The sequence below is a fragment of the Pseudomonas koreensis genome, assembly GCF_025447595.1.
Classification (GTDB): domain Bacteria; phylum Pseudomonadota; class Gammaproteobacteria; order Pseudomonadales; family Pseudomonadaceae; genus Aquipseudomonas; species Aquipseudomonas koreensis_H.
On record NZ_JAOEJU010000020.1, the window covers coordinates 65,169 to 82,327 of the forward strand.

At 61.2% G+C, this 17,159-nt stretch carries 22 protein-coding genes; 9 read left to right on the plus strand and 13 right to left on the minus strand.

The annotated features are described in order from the left end of the window. Positions 1-133 precede the first annotated feature (133 nt). The 4 genes from ftsY to rpoH all read left to right on the plus strand — a co-directional run bounded on the left by ftsY (position 134) and on the right by rpoH (position 4,327). Positions 134-1,666, plus strand: coding sequence for a signal recognition particle-docking protein FtsY (ftsY, locus tag N8H71_RS21625; RefSeq protein ID WP_262195613.1), 1,533 nt, complete (start codon positions 134-136; stop codon positions 1,664-1,666). Beyond that, positions 1,663-2,334 carry a cell division ATP-binding protein FtsE gene (gene ftsE, locus N8H71_RS21630; RefSeq protein ID WP_007953396.1) on the plus strand — a complete coding sequence of 224 codons (672 nt, stop codon included), beginning with the start codon at positions 1,663-1,665 and terminating at the stop codon, positions 2,332-2,334. The genes ftsY and ftsE overlap by 4 nt, the downstream gene beginning before the upstream one ends. Beyond that, entirely contained in the window at positions 2,331-3,356 is a 1,026-nt protein-coding gene (ftsX, locus tag N8H71_RS21635; RefSeq protein ID WP_007953395.1) for a permease-like cell division protein FtsX, read from the plus strand. The genes ftsE and ftsX overlap by 4 nt, the downstream gene beginning before the upstream one ends. A gap of 116 nt (positions 3,357-3,472) precedes the next feature. Then, positions 3,473-4,327 carry an RNA polymerase sigma factor RpoH gene (rpoH, locus tag N8H71_RS21640; RefSeq protein WP_007953393.1) on the plus strand — a complete coding sequence of 285 codons (855 nt, stop codon included), beginning with the start codon at positions 3,473-3,475 and terminating at the stop codon, positions 4,325-4,327. 70 nt (positions 4,328-4,397) lie between these two features. Here rpoH and mtgA read toward each other — a convergent pair whose 3' ends face one another. Beyond that, complete coding sequence (gene mtgA, locus N8H71_RS21645) at positions 4,398-5,120, minus strand: monofunctional biosynthetic peptidoglycan transglycosylase (RefSeq protein ID WP_085689595.1); 723 nt, start codon at positions 5,118-5,120, stop codon at positions 4,398-4,400. A 74-nt stretch (positions 5,121-5,194) separates the two neighbouring features. On the opposite strand from mtgA, the gene N8H71_RS21650 reads away from it, so the two are divergent. The 4 genes from N8H71_RS21650 (at position 5,195) to trmB (ending at position 7,438) form a co-directional block, all read left to right on the plus strand. Next, on the plus strand, positions 5,195-5,575 hold the full coding sequence (locus tag N8H71_RS21650; RefSeq protein WP_179693392.1) for a DUF423 domain-containing protein: 381 nt from the start codon (positions 5,195-5,197) through the stop codon (positions 5,573-5,575). 72 nt (positions 5,576-5,647) lie between these two features. Next, positions 5,648-5,848 carry a sulfur carrier protein ThiS gene (gene thiS, locus N8H71_RS21655; protein WP_007953386.1) on the plus strand — a complete coding sequence of 67 codons (201 nt, stop codon included), beginning with the start codon at positions 5,648-5,650 and terminating at the stop codon, positions 5,846-5,848. A gap of 60 nt (positions 5,849-5,908) precedes the next feature. Then, positions 5,909-6,703, plus strand: coding sequence for a thiazole synthase (locus tag N8H71_RS21660; RefSeq protein ID WP_007953385.1), 795 nt, complete (start codon positions 5,909-5,911; stop codon positions 6,701-6,703). Positions 6,704-6,712: 9 nt separating this feature from the next. Further along, entirely contained in the window at positions 6,713-7,438 is a 726-nt protein-coding gene (gene trmB, locus N8H71_RS21665) for a tRNA (guanosine(46)-N7)-methyltransferase TrmB (protein WP_262195614.1), read from the plus strand. 129 nt (positions 7,439-7,567) lie between these two features. Here the strand turns inward: trmB and N8H71_RS21670 are convergent, their stop codons facing one another. The 11 genes from N8H71_RS21670 to N8H71_RS21720 all read right to left on the minus strand — a co-directional run bounded on the left by N8H71_RS21670 (position 7,568) and on the right by N8H71_RS21720 (position 15,106). Continuing rightward, on the minus strand, positions 7,568-8,116 hold the full coding sequence (locus tag N8H71_RS21670; protein ID WP_262195615.1) for an RNA 2'-phosphotransferase: 549 nt from the start codon (positions 8,114-8,116) through the stop codon (positions 7,568-7,570). An 18-nt stretch (positions 8,117-8,134) separates the two neighbouring features. Then, positions 8,135-8,458, minus strand: a complete 324-nt coding sequence (locus N8H71_RS21675; protein WP_011336381.1) for a DUF3392 domain-containing protein — start codon at positions 8,456-8,458, stop codon at positions 8,135-8,137. Positions 8,459-8,477: 19 nt separating this feature from the next. Next, entirely contained in the window at positions 8,478-9,683 is a 1,206-nt protein-coding gene (hemW, locus tag N8H71_RS21680) for a radical SAM family heme chaperone HemW (protein ID WP_262195616.1), read from the minus strand. Further along, complete coding sequence (gene rdgB, locus N8H71_RS21685) at positions 9,680-10,276, minus strand: RdgB/HAM1 family non-canonical purine NTP pyrophosphatase (protein ID WP_262195617.1); 597 nt, start codon at positions 10,274-10,276, stop codon at positions 9,680-9,682. Before rdgB ends, hemW begins: the two co-directional genes overlap by 4 nt. Then, positions 10,273-10,707 (minus strand): DUF4426 domain-containing protein, encoded by a 435-nt coding sequence (locus N8H71_RS21690; RefSeq protein WP_262195618.1) that lies wholly within the window; start codon positions 10,705-10,707, stop codon positions 10,273-10,275. The genes rdgB and N8H71_RS21690 overlap by 4 nt, the downstream gene beginning before the upstream one ends. A gap of 26 nt (positions 10,708-10,733) precedes the next feature. Next, complete coding sequence (gene metW / locus N8H71_RS21695; RefSeq protein WP_085689605.1) at positions 10,734-11,354, minus strand: methionine biosynthesis protein MetW; 621 nt, start codon at positions 11,352-11,354, stop codon at positions 10,734-10,736. Positions 11,355-11,361: 7 nt separating this feature from the next. Continuing rightward, positions 11,362-12,501 (minus strand): homoserine O-succinyltransferase MetX, encoded by a 1,140-nt coding sequence (metX, locus tag N8H71_RS21700; RefSeq protein ID WP_085689607.1) that lies wholly within the window; start codon positions 12,499-12,501, stop codon positions 11,362-11,364. A gap of 185 nt (positions 12,502-12,686) precedes the next feature. After that, positions 12,687-12,980 carry a DUF167 domain-containing protein gene (locus tag N8H71_RS21705; RefSeq protein WP_262195619.1) on the minus strand — a complete coding sequence of 98 codons (294 nt, stop codon included), beginning with the start codon at positions 12,978-12,980 and terminating at the stop codon, positions 12,687-12,689. Continuing rightward, positions 12,977-13,567, minus strand: a complete 591-nt coding sequence (locus tag N8H71_RS21710) for a YggT family protein (protein WP_011336374.1) — start codon at positions 13,565-13,567, stop codon at positions 12,977-12,979. Before N8H71_RS21710 ends, N8H71_RS21705 begins: the two co-directional genes overlap by 4 nt. 10 nt (positions 13,568-13,577) lie before the next feature. Further along, entirely contained in the window at positions 13,578-14,396 is an 819-nt protein-coding gene (gene proC / locus N8H71_RS21715; RefSeq protein WP_262195620.1) for a pyrroline-5-carboxylate reductase, read from the minus strand. Between the two features lie 23 nt (positions 14,397-14,419). Then, a complete protein-coding gene (locus N8H71_RS21720; RefSeq protein WP_262195621.1) occupies positions 14,420-15,106 on the minus strand; it encodes a YggS family pyridoxal phosphate-dependent enzyme in 687 nt (228 codons plus the stop codon). A gap of 56 nt (positions 15,107-15,162) precedes the next feature. Between N8H71_RS21720 and N8H71_RS21725 the strand changes: the two genes are divergently transcribed. Then, complete coding sequence (locus N8H71_RS21725; protein WP_262195622.1) at positions 15,163-16,197, plus strand: type IV pilus twitching motility protein PilT; 1,035 nt, start codon at positions 15,163-15,165, stop codon at positions 16,195-16,197. A gap of 132 nt (positions 16,198-16,329) precedes the next feature. Here N8H71_RS21725 and N8H71_RS21730 read toward each other — a convergent pair whose 3' ends face one another. Then, positions 16,330-16,953: a C40 family peptidase gene (locus N8H71_RS21730; RefSeq protein WP_262195623.1), complete on the minus strand. Its 624-nt coding sequence runs from the start codon at positions 16,951-16,953 to the stop codon at positions 16,330-16,332. Between the last annotated feature and the right edge of the window lie 206 nt (positions 16,954-17,159).

Here is a 17,159-nt window from a genome sequence, read left to right on the forward strand (position 1 = left end):
TTGAGGTGCTTTTGGCGCCTCGACAAAATGTTGCGCGTGAACAAGCTGGGTGAAACACAGTCTGTTCTGCATCGAATATTTATTTGCCGGGGCGCCCCTGTGGCGCGTCGCTACCGTGAGATAGCCGTCCTCCATGTTTGGTTCCAACGACGACAAGAAGACCCCAGCTGCGGCTGGCGAGAAGAAAAGCCTGTTCGGATGGCTGCGCAAGAAACCGCAGGAACCCGTCGTCGAACAGCCGACCGCCATTCCTGAGCCAGCCCCTGCGCCCGCTCCCGTAATAGAAGAAGCGCCGGCACCGGTTGTGCTGCCGATCGCCGAACCGGTGCTGCAACCGGTGGCCGAGGCCGAGCCTGAAGCGCCGGCTGCCGCCGAATTGCCGCTGACCCCGGCCAGCGAACCGTGGCTGACCTTGCCAGTGGCGGAAGAACCGGTGGCGCTGGTTGAAGAGGCTGCACCGCACGTTACGCCGCCGATTCCTGCGCCGGTTGCGTTCACGCCAGAGCCTGTTCCGGCGCCGGTGGTGGAAGCCGCTCCTGTCATTCCAGAACCCGTGGTTGCTGCCCCGGTTGCCCCGATTGTCGAAGCGCCCGAGCCTGCACCTGCACCTGCACCTGCACCTGCACCTGCACCTGCACCTGCACCTGCACCTGCACCGGTCGCCGTAGCGCCAGTCGTTCCTGTGGAAATCCAGGTTGAAACCCCGGTCGAGGCCCCGCGCACCGAAGAAACCAAGGCCGGCTTCTTTGCCCGTCTCAAGCAGGGCCTGTCCAAGACCAGCGCCAGTATCGGCGAGGGCATGGCTAGCCTGTTCCTCGGCAAGAAAGCCATCGATGACGATCTGCTCGACGATCTCGAAACCCGCCTGCTGACGGCCGACGTCGGCGTCGAGGCGACGTCGGTGATCATCCAGCGCCTGACCCAGAAGGTCGCACGTAAAGAGCTGGCCGATTCCGACGCCCTGTACAAATCCCTGCAGGCCGAGCTGGCCGCCATGCTCAAACCGGTCGAGCAGCCGCTGAAGATCGTTTCCCAGAACAAGCCGTTCGTGATTCTGGTGGTTGGCGTCAACGGCGCCGGCAAGACCACCACCATCGGCAAACTGGCGAAGAAACTGCAACTGGAAGGCAAGAAAGTCATGCTGGCCGCCGGTGATACCTTCCGTGCCGCGGCTGTCGAGCAATTGCAGGTCTGGGGCGAGCGCAACAAGATCCCGGTGATTGCCCAGCACACGGGCGCGGACTCGGCTTCGGTGATCTTCGACGCCGTGCAGGCCGCCAAGGCTCGTGGCATCGACGTGCTGATCGCCGACACCGCCGGTCGTCTGCACACCAAAGACAACCTGATGGAAGAACTGAAAAAGGTTCGCCGGGTGATCGGCAAGCTCGACGCCGATGCGCCGCACGAAGTGCTGCTGGTACTCGACGCCGGCACCGGCCAGAACGCCATCAACCAGGCCAAGCAATTCAACCAGACCGTCGAACTGACCGGCCTGGCGCTGACCAAGCTCGACGGCACCGCCAAGGGCGGGGTGATTTTCGCCCTGGCCAAGCAGTTCGGCCTGCCGATCCGCTACATCGGCGTCGGTGAAGGCATCGACGATCTGCGTACCTTTGAAGCCGAACCCTTTGTCCAGGCACTGTTTGCCGAGCGGGAGCGTTCATGATTCGTTTCGAACAGGTCGGTAAGCGCTACCCGAACGGTCACGTCGGCTTGCATGAGCTGAGCTTTCGAGTCCGTCGCGGCGAGTTCCTGTTTGTCACCGGCCACTCCGGTGCCGGTAAATCCACGTTGTTGCGCCTGTTGCTGGCGATGGAGCGTCCGACCAGCGGCAAACTGCTGCTCGCCGGGCAGGACCTGAGCACCATCAGCAATGCGCAGATTCCGTTTTTGCGTCGGCAGATCGGCGTGGTGTTCCAGAACCATCAACTGTTGTTCGATCGCACGGTGTTCAACAACGTCGCGCTGCCGTTGCAGATTCTCGGGCTCTCCAAGGTCGAGATCGCCAAGCGCGTCGATTCGGCGCTGGAGCGCGTGGCGCTGTCGGACAAGGCCGAGCTGTATCCGGGCGACCTGTCGACCGGTCAGCAACAGCGCGTCGGCATTGCCCGCGCCATCGTTCACCGTCCGGCCCTGCTGCTGGCGGATGAACCGACCGGTAACCTCGACCCGCGTCTGGCGGCCGAGATCATGGGCGTGTTCGAAGACATCAACCGTCTGGGCACCAGCGTGCTGATCGCCAGTCACGACCTGGCGCTGATCGCGCGCATGCGCCATCGCATGCTGACCCTGCAACGCGGCCGATTGATCGGCGACGGGGAGGCCGGCGTATGAGTGCAACACGCAGTCCGAAGGTTTCCGAGCGCGTGGCCCCTAAGGCCGCCGATCCGCAACCGCCAAAGAAGAAAAAGCACGACGATGACGATGGCCCGGACTTCGCGACGTTGTTCCGTGCCTGGATCGAAAGCCATCGCGCCAGCTGGATCGACAGCCTGCGCCGTCTCGGCAAGCAGCCGATCGGCAGCTTCTTCACTTGCATGGTAATGGCGGTTGCGCTGAGCCTGCCAATGGGTCTTTCGCTGTTGCTGAGTAACGTCGAACGTCTGGGCGGCTCGTGGCAGCGGGCGGCGCAGATCTCGCTGTACCTGGAGCTCGAAGCCAGTCCGGCTCAGGGCGAGGCGTTGCGTGATCAGATCAAAGGCATGCCGGGCGTAGCTGATGCTGAATATGTCGGCCGCGATCAGGCGCTGGAAGAGTTCCAGCAGCAGTCCGGCTTGGGCGAAGCCTTGCGCGAGCTGCCGGAAAACCCGCTGCCGGGCGTGGTGCTGGTCACGCCGAACGAGGTCGACAAGTCGACCCTGGAAGCATTAAGACAAAAACTTTCCGAGCTGCCCAAGGTACAGCAGGCGCAACTTGATCTAGTCTGGGTCGAGCGTCTGGCTGCCATCCTCAAGCTCGGCGATCGTTTCGTGTTCGGTCTGACGGTGTTGCTGGTTTCTGCATTACTTTTGGTGATAGGCAATACCATTCGTCTTCATATTGAAAACCGCCGCACAGAGATAGAAGTGATTAAACTCGTCGGCGGCACCGACAGCTATGTGCGTCGTCCCTTCCTTTATATGGGCGCGCTGTATGGCTTCGGCGCGGGGCTGCTTTCCTGGGGTGTTTTGGCGTTCGGCCTGAACTGGCTGAACGACGCGGTGGTCGGGCTGGCCGGCTTGTACGGCAGTGATTTCGCACTGGCCGGCGTGCCAGTTGCCGACGGTCTGTCGCTCTTGCTTGGCGCGGTGCTGTTGGGTTATATCGGTGCATGGATTGCAGTCGCACGTCATCTCAGGGAGCTGGCGCCGAAGTAGAATCTTTTTTTGCGCGTGATTGGCCTTTCAGTGGTTAAGGAAACTTTCATTTGAGTTTCCGGTCAATTTTTCGCAATGCTGAAAAGCATGAGTATGTAAGTCGGAGGTTTTTCCGTATGTCCAATTCTTTGCAACCTGCGTATGCATTGGTTCCAGGCGCAAACCTGGAAGCCTACGTGCACACCGTCAACAGCATTCCATTGCTGACGCCGGAGCAGGAGCGTGAACTGGCCGAGAGTCTCTACTATGAGCAGGATCTGGGGGCGGCTCGGCAGATGGTGCTCGCCCACCTGCGGTTTGTCGTACACATCGCCCGTAGCTATTCCGGCTACGGTCTGGCTCAGGCTGACCTGATCCAGGAAGGTAACGTCGGCCTGATGAAGGCCGTGAAGCGTTTCAACCCGGAAATGGGCGTGCGTCTGGTGTCCTTCGCGGTGCACTGGATCAAGGCCGAGATTCACGAGTTCATCCTGCGCAACTGGCGGATCGTGAAAGTCGCGACCACCAAGGCCCAGCGCAAGCTGTTCTTCAACCTGCGCAGCCAGAAGAAACGTCTGGCCTGGCTGAACAACGAGGAAGTCCACCGTGTGGCGGAAAGCCTCGGCGTCGAGCCGCGTGAAGTGCGTGAGATGGAAAGTCGCCTGACCGGCCATGACATGGCCTTCGACCCGGCTGCGGAAGCGGACGACGACAGCGCTTTCCAGTCGCCGGCCAACTACCTGGAAGACCACCGGTATGACCCGGCGCGTCAACTGGAAGATGCCGACTGGAGCGACAACTCCAATCACAACCTGCACGAAGCGCTGGAAGTGCTGGACGAACGCAGCCGCGACATCCTCTACCAGCGCTGGCTGGCAGAAGAGAAGGCCACGCTGCATGACCTGGCGCAGAAGTACAACGTGTCGGCCGAGCGGATCCGTCAGCTCGAGAAGAGCGCGATGAACAAGCTCAAGTTGTCGATTGCCGCATAACCGGCAGTCCGGCAATAAAAAACGCCCCGATCAGTGATGATCGGGGCGTTTTTGTTTGCCTGTCACAAAGTCATTGGGCCCAGGGCGCGCGGCGCGAATCATTGAGTGTCAGCAAATAGCTGTCGCCACCCAACTGGCTCATCTGCTGGCGAATCCATCCAGCTCGGCGCGACACGTAAGCAGTCGGATGACTGGCGCTCCAGACCCGGGGATTCGGCAGTACCGCTGCCAGATAACTCGCCTGCTGCCGGGACAGCGATTTGGCGCCTACGCCAAAGTGATGCCTTGCCGCCGCTTCGGCGCCGAACACGCCGTCATCCCACTCGACGCTGTTCAGGTACACCTCGAGAATCCGCTGCTTGGGCCAGAACACTTCGATCAGTGCGGTGAACCACGCTTCCAGGCCTTTGCGCAGATAACTGCGGCCGGACCACAAGAACAGGTTCTTCGACACTTGCTGGCTCAGGGTGCTCGCGCCGCGAATCGAGCCGCCGAGTTCGTTGTGGGCCAGTGCGGCCTTGATCGCACTCAGGTCAAAACCCCAGTGCTCGGGGAATTTCTGGTCTTCGCCGGCAATCACCGCGACCTTCAGGTCATCGGAGATCTCGTCCCACGGTTTCCAGGTGCGTTGCAGATCGATCGGCTCGCCGTCGACCCAGGATTCGATCTTGCGCTCGACCATCAGCGCCGTGCCCGGTGGCGGCACGAAGCGAAACACCAACACCAGCAATACGCTGCCGCCCGCGAACCAGAGCAGGGCCTTCGTGAAACGACGGAGAAATAAACGCAGCATAGAGATGGCTTGGCCGAACCGGTTGAGCGGGCCATTATACAGACCCTGCCGATCGAGTCTGACTGGAGTTCTACATGCTGCGTAGCTTTCTGATGCTGGCTGCCTTCTTTGGTTTCACCGGTGTCGGCCTCGGCGCATTCGCCGCCCATGGCCTGAAAAACCGCCTGACCCCGGAGTATCTGGCGATCTTCCACACCGGCGTCACTTATCAACTGGTGCACGCATTGGCGTTGTTTGGCGTGGCGCTGCTGGCCACGCAGCTTCAGGGGCGTCTGGTCGCCTGGGCCGGCATCTCGTTCACCGTCGGTATCCTGCTGTTCTCCGGCAGCCTGTACCTGCTGACCACCATCGGCATCGGCAAGCTCGGCATCATCACCCCGTTCGGTGGCCTGGCGTTCCTGATCGGCTGGCTGTGCCTCGGACTCGCCGCCTGGCGCCTGCAGCCAACCGCTTGACGCTTGGTGCTGACCTTTAGGTCATGATCGGGCTAGAATGCCACCCCCTAAAAAGTGATGGCGGCGTTGCGCATGCGCATTCAGTTGAACGGTGAATCCTTTGAACTGCCCGACGGTGAAACCGTTGCGGCCCTGCTGACCCGTCTGGACCTGACCGGACGCCGCGTCGCGGTCGAACTCAATCTGGATATCGTCCCGCGCAGCCAGCATGCCGACACCACTTTGAACGACGGCGACAACGTCGAAGTCGTGCACGCCATCGGCGGCGGCTAATCGCCAGGCCTGCATGGGCCGACAATTCTGCAAGACCCTCACTCCAACAGAGGATTCCCCATGAGCATCGTTCGTAGCGACAAGCCTTTCGTTCTGGCCGGTCGTACTTACCAGTCGCGTTTGCTGGTCGGTACCGGCAAGTACCGTGACATGGAAGAAACCCGTCTGGCCATCGAAGCCTCGGGTGCCGAGATCGTCACCTTCGCCGTGCGCCGCACCAATCTGGGCCAGATCGAAGGCGAGCCGAACCTGCTCGAAGTGCTGTCGCCGGATCGCTACACCTTTCTGCCGAACACCGCTGGCTGCTACGACGCAGTCGAAGCCGTGCGCACCTGCCGCCTGGCCCGCGAGCTGCTCGACGGCCACAACCTGGTGAAGCTGGAAGTGCTGGCCGACCAGAAAACCCTGTTCCCCAACGTGATCGAAACCCTCAAGGCCGCCGAAGTGCTGGTCAAGGAAGGCTTCGACGTGATGGTTTACACCAGCGACGACCCGATCATCGCCCGGCAACTGGCGGAAATCGGCTGCATCGCGGTCATGCCGCTGGCCGGTCTGATCGGCTCGGGCCTGGGGATCTGCAACCCTTACAACCTGCAGATCATCCTTGAAGAAGCCAAGATTCCGGTGCTGGTGGATGCCGGTGTCGGCACCGCTTCCGACGCCACCATCTCCATGGAGCTGGGCTGTGACGCGGTGCTGATGAACTCGGCCATCGCCCACGCCCAGCAGCCGATCATGATGGCCGAAGCCATGAAACACGCGATCGTCGCGGGCCGCCTGGCCTACCTCGCCGGCCGCATGCCGAAAAAACTCTATGCCAGCGCCTCTTCGCCGCTGGATGGTCTGATCAAGTAAGAGCTATTGATGACTGAATCGAACGACACGCCAATCCAGACGGAAGAAGGCGACGAGCGCCAACACCGCCGCATCAAGAGTTTCGTGATGCGCGCCGGGCGCATGACCGAAGGCCAGCAGCGCGGCCTGGATCAGGGCGCGCCGAAGTTCGTCCTGCCGCTGGCCGATGCGCCGGTGGATTACGACCAGGTGTTCGGCCGCTGCGCGCCGCGTTCGCTGGAAATCGGTTTCGGCATGGGCCACTCGCTGCTGGAAATGGCAGCTGCTGCGCCGGAACAGGATTTCATCGGTGTCGAGGTTCACCGTCCGGGTGTCGGCGCGCTGCTCAACGGCGTGCTGACTCAGGGCCTGACCAACCTGCGGGTCTACGATTGCGACGCGATCGAAGTGCTCAATCGCTGCATCGCCGACAACAGCCTCGATCGCCTGATGCTGTTCTTCCCGGATCCGTGGCACAAGAGCCGCCACCACAAGCGCCGCATCGTTCAGGCGTCCTTCGCTGAGCTGGTGCGCAGCAAGCTGAAAGTCGGCGGTATTCTGCACATGGCCACCGACTGGGAGCCGTATGCCGAATACATGCTGGAAGTGATGAATGTCGCCCCGGGCTACCGCAACCTTGCCGAAGACGGCAAGTGCGTACCACGCCCGGCCGAGCGCCCGATCACCAAGTTCGAACGCCGTGGCGAACGTCTCGGGCATGGCGTGTGGGATCTGAAGTTCGAAAAGCTCGCTTAAGCCTTATGCAATAAAACTGTGGGAGCGAGCTTGCTCGCGAAAGCGGTCTGACAGTCAACGATGATGTTGAATGTTAAACCGTAATCGCGAGCAAGCTCGCTCCCACAGTTGTTTTGTGTGCTCAGGAAATTACAGCGTCGAGATGAAGCGCACTGGAACCAGTTCCGTCAACCAGACGCCATTCTCGGCCTGATAGAACTTGAAACCCTGTTCCTGCATCTGCCGCGCGGCGACCTGCAGAATCACGACCGTTCCGTAACGTTGCCCGACCGCCGAAGCCGTGGCGGTTTCCTGGGACAAATGCACGTGATGGCGTGATCCCGGGATCAGTCCCTGCTCGTTGATCGACTCCATGAAGCGCGTCGCGGTGCCGTGATAGAGCGTTTCCGGAGGCTGCTTTTCTTCGAACTGCAGCTCCACGCTTTTCGTCGAGTGGCCCTGTACAGCGCGAATCGACTGACCGTCCGGAGAGATCGAAAAGCGCTTTTTGTCACTGCTGGCCACGACGTTTTCGATCAGCGTGCGATCCAGCGTTCTGCCGTCCCGTGCCGCGCCATCGATCAAGGCGTCGATGTTCGCCCAGCCTTCGGAGTCCAGCGTCAGGCCAATCGCCTGTGGCTCATGACGCAGCACGAAGCTGAGAAATTTGCTTGTTTCGTCCAGCAGTTTCTTGCTCATGAACTTCCCTGTCTGTATTCAGCGGCGGTCCGCGACCACGCCAATCAACACCAGCACCACCAACAACACCGGCGCCAGGCTGTAGTTGTTGAACTGGCTCAGCCCCTTCACCACCCATGGCGTGGCGTAGATCAGCGCTGCGCCGCTGCCGATCATGCACAGCAGGGCCATCAGCGGGACGCGCAGGGCGCCCGCGATGCTGCCCAGGCGTTGCTCGACCCAGCCTTTGAAGTCGGCGCCGAACAGCACCAGCAGGCAGCCCACCAGGGCCAGAGCGATTTCCGAGAGGTTGCTGCGGCTCCAGCGGGACACGGTGGCGAGCAGGTCGAGTATCAAATCCATGCGGTTTCCTTAAGAGCGGTCAGCTCAGAAATTTCTGCAGCAAGTCGTTGAGGAACAGTTGTCCGCGCTCGGTAGCCGCCAGACGTGACGGTTCGACCTGCAACAGACCGCTTTGTTCGGCCTCGCGCCGGTGTTCGTCGAGGCTCTCCAGCGGCAGGCCGGTGCGCTCCGGGTACAGGCGCGATTCGACGCCGGCGGTCAGGCGCAGGGCATTCATCAGGAACTCGAACGGCATCTCGTCGTTGGTCAGGGCCTTCTCGCCGGCCTGAAAGCTTTTGGCCGGGTTGAGGTAGTCCTTCGGCAGGCGCGTCTTCCAGGTGCGCACGATGCGCCCGTCCGGGTGACTGAGCTTGCCGTGGGCACCGGCGCCGATACCGATGAAGTCGCCGAAGCTCCAGTAATTGAGGTTATGCCGCGCCGGGCGACCGGGTTGGGCGTAGGCCGAGACTTCGTACTGCGCGTAACCGTGCTCGGCCAGCAGTGCCTGTCCGGCCTCTTGAATGTCCCACAGCGTGTCGTCTTCCGGCAGCACCGGCGGCTGGTTCCAGAACACGGTGTTCGGCTCCAGTGTCAGCTGATACCAGGAAATGTGCGTCGGCTTTAGCTCGATCGCCTGGCGCAGATCGCTCAGGGCATCGTCCAGCGACTGGTCCGGCAAGCCGTGCATCAAGTCGAGGTTGAAGTTATCGAACCCGGCCTGGCGCGCCATGCCGGCGGCGCGTACCGCTTCGTCGCCGTTGTGGATGCGGCCGAGGGCCTTGAGCTTTTCCTGCTGGAAGCTCTGGATGCCGATCGACAGGCGATTGATCCCCAGTTTGCGGTAGGCGACGAACTTCTCTTGCTCGAAAGTTCCGGGGTTGGCTTCCAGGGTGATTTCGATGTCATCGGCAAACGGGATGCGCTGTTTTACGCCTTCGAGCAAGCGACCAAGGGCTTCGGCGCTGAACAGGCTCGGCGTGCCGCCGCCAAAGAAGATCGAACTCAACTCACGGCCGTACACCGCGTGCAGATCCTGATCCAGGTCGGCGAGCAGCGCATCGACGTATTCCTGCTCCGGAAGCGCCGGGCTGGCGGTGTGGGAGTTGAAGTCGCAATAGGGGCATTTGCGCACACACCACGGGATGTGGATGTACAGCGCCAAGGGCGGCAGCGTCGGCAACGGCGCCCGAGGCGAGGAGGCGCCGCCGCCGATAATCAGCGACGACGCGGAGGAACTATCGGTCATTTCAAGCCCAGACGCTGGCGCAGCAGATCCATTGCACGGGCGCGGTGGCTGATCTGGTTCTTGTCGCTCGGGCTCAGCTCGGCGCTGGACACGTCACGCTCCGGCACCCAGAACAGCGGGTCGTAGCCGAAACCGTGCTCGCCGCTGGCGGCGGTGAGGATACGCCCGTGCCACAGACCTTCGCACAGAATCGGCAGAGGATCGTCGGCGTGACGCACCAAGGCCAGCACGCAGACGAACTGCGCACCGCGCTCGGCTTCAGGCACGTCCTTCAAAGCGTCGAGCAGCTTGGCGTTGTTCGCCGCGTCGCCCTTGCCGTCAGCGTAGCGCGCGGAATAGATGCCCGGCGCACCGCCGAGGAAATCCACCGCCAGACCCGAATCGTCGGCCAGCGCCGGCAGTCCGGAGATGCGCGCAGCGTTGCGGGCCTTGAGGATCGCGTTCTCGACGAACGACAGACCGGTTTCTTCCGGCTCCACGCTGCTGAACTCGCCGATCGAGCGCAATTGCACCGATGCGCCGAGCATGGCCTGGAGTTCCTTGAGTTTGCCGGCGTTATGGCTGGCCAGTACGAGTTGCTTGAGGTTCATCATTCGCCGGGGAAAAGTTCTTGGTTGAAATTGATGGTGTTGATCTTGTCACCGGTCTGCACCTTGATTTCAAAGGTGCGGGTTTCCTGCTGCTCCACCGGGTATTGGGCGATGTAGTAGATCGCACCCTGTTCGGTGATCTGGCGGAAGGTCAGCGGCACGCTCTGGCTGGTCAGGTCTTTGACGGTGCCGGTGACCTGGGCGATCAGCGGTTTGCCGTCCTTGATCACCGAGACATTGATCACGCCCTGATTCTTGCTGCGGATCAGCTCGGCAGCCTTGGCGATGTCCGGCGTCAGGAAGGTCGAGTTGAAGGTGTTGTAATGCACGGTGACATCACCGAACACCTCCTTGCGTTCGCCCTTGATGGCATCGGCGGCCACGGCTGACAGGCTCAGGCAGGCGGCCAATAGCGCGGTAATCAAGCGTCCCATGTTCGTTCTCCTCGCAATGTCGTGGTTCAGACCGCGATTCTGTGATCCTGCAAGCCGGGGCTGCTCACGCGGTAGATACCGATCTCACCTAACAGATTAGGCCATAGCTTACTGGCCCACCCGTGACGGTGCTGTTGATCCACGGCAAGCCGATCAATGACCTTCGCATCACGTTCGCGACAAAGTTCTTCAAAGTCCTCGAAGGTGCAGAAGTGAATGTTCGGCGTGTTGTACCAGGTGTACGGCAGAAACTCGGAAACCGGCATCCGGCCCTTGCTCGCCAGATACCAGCGGCAGCGCCAGTGCCCGAAGTTGGGAAAGGTGATGATGCACTGGCGACCGACCCGCAGCATTTCGTCGAGGATTTTGTCCGGATAATGCACGGCTTGCAGGGCCTGGGTCATCACCACGATGTCGAAGCTGTTGCTGGCGAAGTTGCCCAGGCCCTTGTCCAGGTCCTGCTCGATGACGTTGATGCCCTTGGCCACACACTCGGCGATGTTGTCCGGGTCATTTTCCAGGCCGTAGCCAGTGACCTGCTTGTGGTCACGCAGCCAGGTCAGCAACTCGCCGTCACCGCAACCGAGGTCGAGCACGCGGCTGCCGGCGGGGATCCATTCCTGGATGATTTCCAGATCAGCTCTCATGGCTTTCTCACAACGTAATGCGGTTCATGTAGTTGCCGAACGCCTGCAAATAACGCGGGATCGGAATCAGGAAAGCGTCGTGGCCTTGCGGTGCGTCGATTTCCAGGTAACTGACGTCCTTGCGCGCGGCCATCAGTGCGTCCACCAGCTCGCGCGAGCGGGCCGGGGAGAAGCGCCAGTCGGTGGTGAACGACATCACGCAGAATTTGGCTTTCGCCCCTTCGAAGGTTTTTGCCAGGTTATCGTCGAAGTTCGCCGCCGGATCGAAGTAATCCAGTGCCTTGGTCATCAACAGATAGGTGTTGGCATCGAAGCGCCCGGAGAACTCTTCGCCCTGATAACGCAGGTAACTTTCGACCTGGAACTCGACGCTGTGGAAGTCGTAGTTGAGTTTTTCGCTCTTCAGGCCACGGCCGAATTTTTCGCCCATGGAGTCGTCGGACAGGTAAGTGATATGCCCGACCATCCGCGCCAGCATCAGGCCGCGCTTGGGGATCACGCCCTGTTCCTGGAACGAGCCGCCGTGGAATTCCGGGTCGGTGAGGATCGCCTGGCGTGCCACTTCGTTGAAGGCGATGTTCTGTGCCGACAGCTTGGGGGCCGAGGCGATGGCCAGGCAGTGGCGTACACGATCCGGATACGTAATGGTCCATTGCAGCGCCTGCATGCCGCCGAGGCTGCCGCCGATCACTGCGGCCCACTGACCGATGCCGAGCAGGTCGGCGAGGCGCGCCTGGCTGTGTACCCAGTCTTCCACGGTGAGCACCGGGAAGTCGGCGCCGAACGGCTTGCCGGTTTCCGGGTTGGTGCTGCTCGGGCCGGTGGAGCCGTTGCAGCCGCCGAGGTTGTTCAGGCTGACCACAAAGAACTTGTTGGTGTCGATCGGTTTGCCAGGGCCGATGCAGCTATCCCACCAACCGGGCTTGCGGTCGTCGACGCTGTGGTAACCCGCAGCGTGGTGGTGGCCGGACAAGGCGTGGCAGATCAGTACGGCGTTGCTCGCTTGCGCGTTCAGCGTGCCGTAGGTTTCGTAGATCAGGTCATAAGCGGCCAGCGAACGGCCGCAGGCCAGGGCCAGCGGTTCGCTGAAGTGCGCCGTTTGCGGCGTCACCAGACCAACAGAATCGGGGGGAAAGGCAGCTGGCATCGACCCTGCTCTCGTTGAAATGAGGCGTAAGTCTAAAGACCGGTGGGGTTAGCGGCAAGCAACGATCAGGCCTGATTGGTTTGCTCTTGATCGAGGTGCGGCCATTCGCGAGCAGGCTCGCTCCCACAGGGATCACATATCTAATGTGGGAGCGAGCCTGCTCGCGAATGAGACGACTTGGTGGATCAGACCGGACGCGTCAAATCAGGCAAATCCGGCAACTTCTTCGGCGAGCAGATTTTCACCCGCTTCTGCCGGTTCAGCTCGCCGCCGATCAGGCTGACCTGGCTCTTGGAAACCCCAAAAGCCTTGGCCAGAAACCCCATAAGATACGCATTGGCCTTGCCCTCAACCGGCGGCGCGGTCAGGCGGATCTTCAGGCGATCACCGTGCAGCCCGCAGAAATCATCGCTGCGGGCGGCCGGTTGCAGGTGACATTCCAGAATCAGATCGTCACCGTCCCAGCGAAACCAGCTCACATCAGCAGGCGCAGGATTTCCGGCATCATCGTCATCGCCGCGAGGTTGTTGATCACCAGCATGTCGATCAGCTTCAGCACGAGGAAGGCGAAGATCGGCGACAGGTCCAGACCACCGAGGTTCGGCAGGATGCGGCGGAACGGCGCCAGGGCCGGTTCACAGATCTGGTTTACCAGTTCGGCGCCCGGATTGTGGCTGCCCGGTGCGACCCAGGACAGGATGATGCTGATGATCATGGCCCAGAAGAAAATCTTCAGGAACAGCGCCGTCACGCCGATCAGCGACCAGATCAGCAGTTGCAGCGGGTTGCCGGTGGTGCCGTAGGTCAGCAGCAGGGTCAGCGCCATCAGCGCCAGTTGCACGAGAATTGCCAATACCAGCGACGACATGTCGAGGCCGAACAGGCTCGGGATGATCCGGCGCAGTGGCTTGAGCAGCGGCTGGGTGGCCTTGACCACGAACTGGCACAGCGGGTTGTAGAAGTTCGCCCGCACCAGTTGCAGGACGAAGCGCAGCAGCACGATCAGCAGGTACAGGCTGCCGAGGGTTTGCAGCACGTAGACCGCTGCGGTGTTCAATCCAATCATGTAAGGCTCCTTATTTGCCCAGTTGTTCGGCCATTTCGGCCGAGCGGTGCGCGGCGGCGCCGAGTGCTTTTTCCACCAGGGCTTCGAAGCCGCCGGCCTGGAACGATTTGATCGCGGCTTCCGTGGTGCCGGCCGGCGAGGTCACGCGGCGACGCAGCTCGGCAGCGTCGACGTCGCTGGAAACCGCCATGTGCGCTGCGCCCAGCGCGGTCTGCAGAGTCAGTTGCTCGGCGGTTTCCTTGGGCAGGCCAAGTTTGACGCCGGCGGCGGTCATGGCTTCGATCAGCAGGAAGAAGTACGCCGGGCCGGAACCGGAGACGGCGGTGACCGCGTCCAGTTGCTGCTCTTCGTTCAGCCACAGGGCGATGCCAACGGCGGACAGCAGCTCTTCAGCCTGTTGGCGCTGTTCGGCACTGACCGCGCTGGTAGCGTACAAGCCGCTCACGCCCTGACGCAGCAGCGCCGGGGTGTTCGGCATGCAGCGCACGATCGGTTGCTCGCCGAGCCATGCGGTCATGCTGGCGCAGGTGATGCCGGCGGCGATCGAGACCACCAGTTGATTCGGCTTCAGACTCGGGCGAATCGCTTCGCACACGGCTTTCATGGCTTGTGGCTTGACCGCCAGTACCACCACCTCAGCGCCGTCGATGGCCTGGGCGTTGTCGGCGAAGGTTTCGATGCCGTGTTCGGCGCTGACTTTGGCGCGGGTTTCTTCGCCCGGATCGCTGGCGCGAATCCGTGCAGCTTCCAGACCCTTGGCCCGCAGGCCGCCGATCAGGCTGGCGGCCATGTTGCCGGCACCGATAAAGGCAATACGTGTGTTGCTCATGTCAGGTCCTTATCTGGAAATGTTCAAGATTGGGAATAGTCGCGGGCGCCGAACAGGGCCGTACCGATACGGACCCAGGTCGCGCCCTGGGCAATGGCCGACTCGAGGTCGTGGCTCATGCCCATGGAAAGTGTGTCGAGCGGCAGGTCTAGCCCGGCCTGCAGTTTCTGAACGGCAGCGAATGCAGCGTCTTGCTCGGCACGATCTTCGGTCGGCTCGGGAATCGCCATCAATCCGCGCAGCTTCAGGCGCGGCAGGGCGCTGATGGCGTGTGCGAGGGCCGGCAGATCTTGCGGCGTGCAGCCGGACTTGCTGGCTTCACCGCTGACGTTGACCTGAATGCAGATGTTCAGTGGCGGCAGATCCGCCGGGCGTTGTTCGGACAGGCGTTGGGCGATTTTCAGACGATCCACGGAGTGCACCCAGGCGAAATACTCGGCAATCGAGCGGGTCTTGTTCGACTGAATGGGGCCGATGAAGTGCCAGATCAAGGGCAGGTCGGCCAGTTCGAGCTGTTTGCCCAAGGCCTCTTGCAGGTAGTTCTCGCCGAAGTCGCGCAGGCCGGCGGCGTACGCTTCGCGCAGGGCTTGTGCCGGTTTGGTCTTGCTCACGGCCAGCAGCTGGACGCTGTTTTCATCGCGGCCGGCGGCTTGGGTGGCGTTACGGATTCGCGAACTAACCAGTTGAATGTTGTCTGCTATCGTGGACATCAAGAGGCGCCAGCGGTCTGAAGGTTCGCGGCATTCTACTGGAATTGAGGGACGCTATGGATATCACTGAACTGCTGGCCTTCAGCGCCAAACAGGGCGCTTCCGACCTGCACCTGTCGGCCGGTCTGCCGCCGATGATCCGCGTGGATGGCGATGTGCGGCGGATCAATCTGCCGGCGCTGGATCACAAGCAAGTGCACGAGCTGATCTACGACATCATGAACGACACCCAGCGGGTGGACTTTGAGAAACATCTGGAAACCGACTTTTCCTTCGAAGTCCCCGGCGTGGCGCGCTTCCGGGTCAATGCCTTCAACCAGAACCGGGGCGCCGGTGCGGTGTTCCGGACCATTCCCTCGAAAGTGCTGAGCATGGATGACCTCGCCATGGGCGACGTATTCCGCAAGATCACCGATGCGCCACGCGGGCTGGTGTTGGTGACCGGGCCGACCGGCTCCGGCAAGTCCACGACCCTGGCGGCGATGATCGATTACCTCAACACCCATCGCCATCACCACATCCTGACCATCGAAGATCCTATCGAATTCGTCCATGAATCGCGCAAATGCCTGATCAATCAGCGCGAAGTCCACCGCGATACCCGCAGTTTCGCCACCGCGTTGCGTTCGGCACTGCGTGAGGATCCGGACGTGATTCTGGTGGGCGAGATGCGTGATCTGGAAACCATCCGCCTGGCACTCACCGCCGCCGAGACCGGGCACCTGGTGTTTGGCACCCTGCACACAACGTCGGCGGCCAAGACCATCGACCGGGTAGTGGATGTGTTCCCCGGGGACGAAAAATCCATGGTGCGCTCGATGCTTTCGGAGTCGTTGCTGGCGGTGGTGTCGCAGACGCTGATCAAGAAGATCGGCGGCGGCCGGGTGGCGGCGCACGAAATCATGCTGGGGACGTCGGCGATCCGTAATCTGATCCGCGAGGACAAGGTGGCGCAGATGTATTCGGCGATACAGACCGGCGGCTCGCTGGGGATGCAGACACTCGACATGTGTCTGAAGGATCTGGTGACCAAGGGCTTGATCAGCCGCGAACATGCGCGGGAGAAAGCGCGGACACCGGATAATTTCTAAAAGGGATATGTAGCGATTTTACCGGCCTCATCGCGAGCAGGCTCGCTCCCACATTGGAACGCATTTCAATGTGGGAGCGAGCCTGCTCGCGATGAGGTCATGACTGGCAAAGCAGATTCTGGCACTGCCGGATCAGCGTTGAACCACACGCAACTGCTTGCTGCCTGGCTCTTTCGGCAATACGCGTTTGGCTACCACGTAATGCTTTTCCCAGTACGGCTTGTTCAGTGTGTCGATGCTTACCGACTTGCCGCGCCGTGGTGCATGGATGAAGCGGTCGTTGCCTAGGTAGATGGCAACGTGATTGACCCGACGGCTCTTGATGTTGAAGAAAATCAGGTCGCCCGGCTTCAGGTCCTTGCGTTCGACTTTCTCGCCGTGACCGCTGGCCATGGCGTTCGAGGTGCGTGGCAGGTCGAACGTGGCGTCGTTGAACGCGTATTTCACCAGACCGCTGCAGTCGAAGCCTTTACTCGGGCTGCTGCCGCCCCAACGGTAGGGTGTACCGAGGACGTTTACCGCGCGACTCAGGACGTTGCTGCTTTCCTTGGTCGCCATCGGTGGCACCAGCTTGCTGCGGCCGTTGCTGCTCAGCGTGGTGTGTTTGACCTGTTTGCCTTTGTTCGAAGGAGCAGAGGCATGGGATTTGGGTGTGAAACCGTTAACGTTGGGAAGACGTTGCTCACGATTGGTGGCGTGGGCGGCCAGTGGCATTAATAGGCAAATAGTTAGCCATGTCTTGAAAAATGGACGCATTAGGCAGGGCTCTTGGTGTGTTAGCGCGCAACTTTATAACAGCTTTTTTGTCACTTCCGAGGCCGTTGGTCGATTCAATCGGGTGCCAACGGAACCAAATAAGCGGCAAAAAGACGCAATTGTCGGACAGAAGTCCGGTGCTATAAGGCTTTGACGGGAGACACGGTAGCATTTGCCATACGTCGGCTACCTGTAAAAAAGTCACA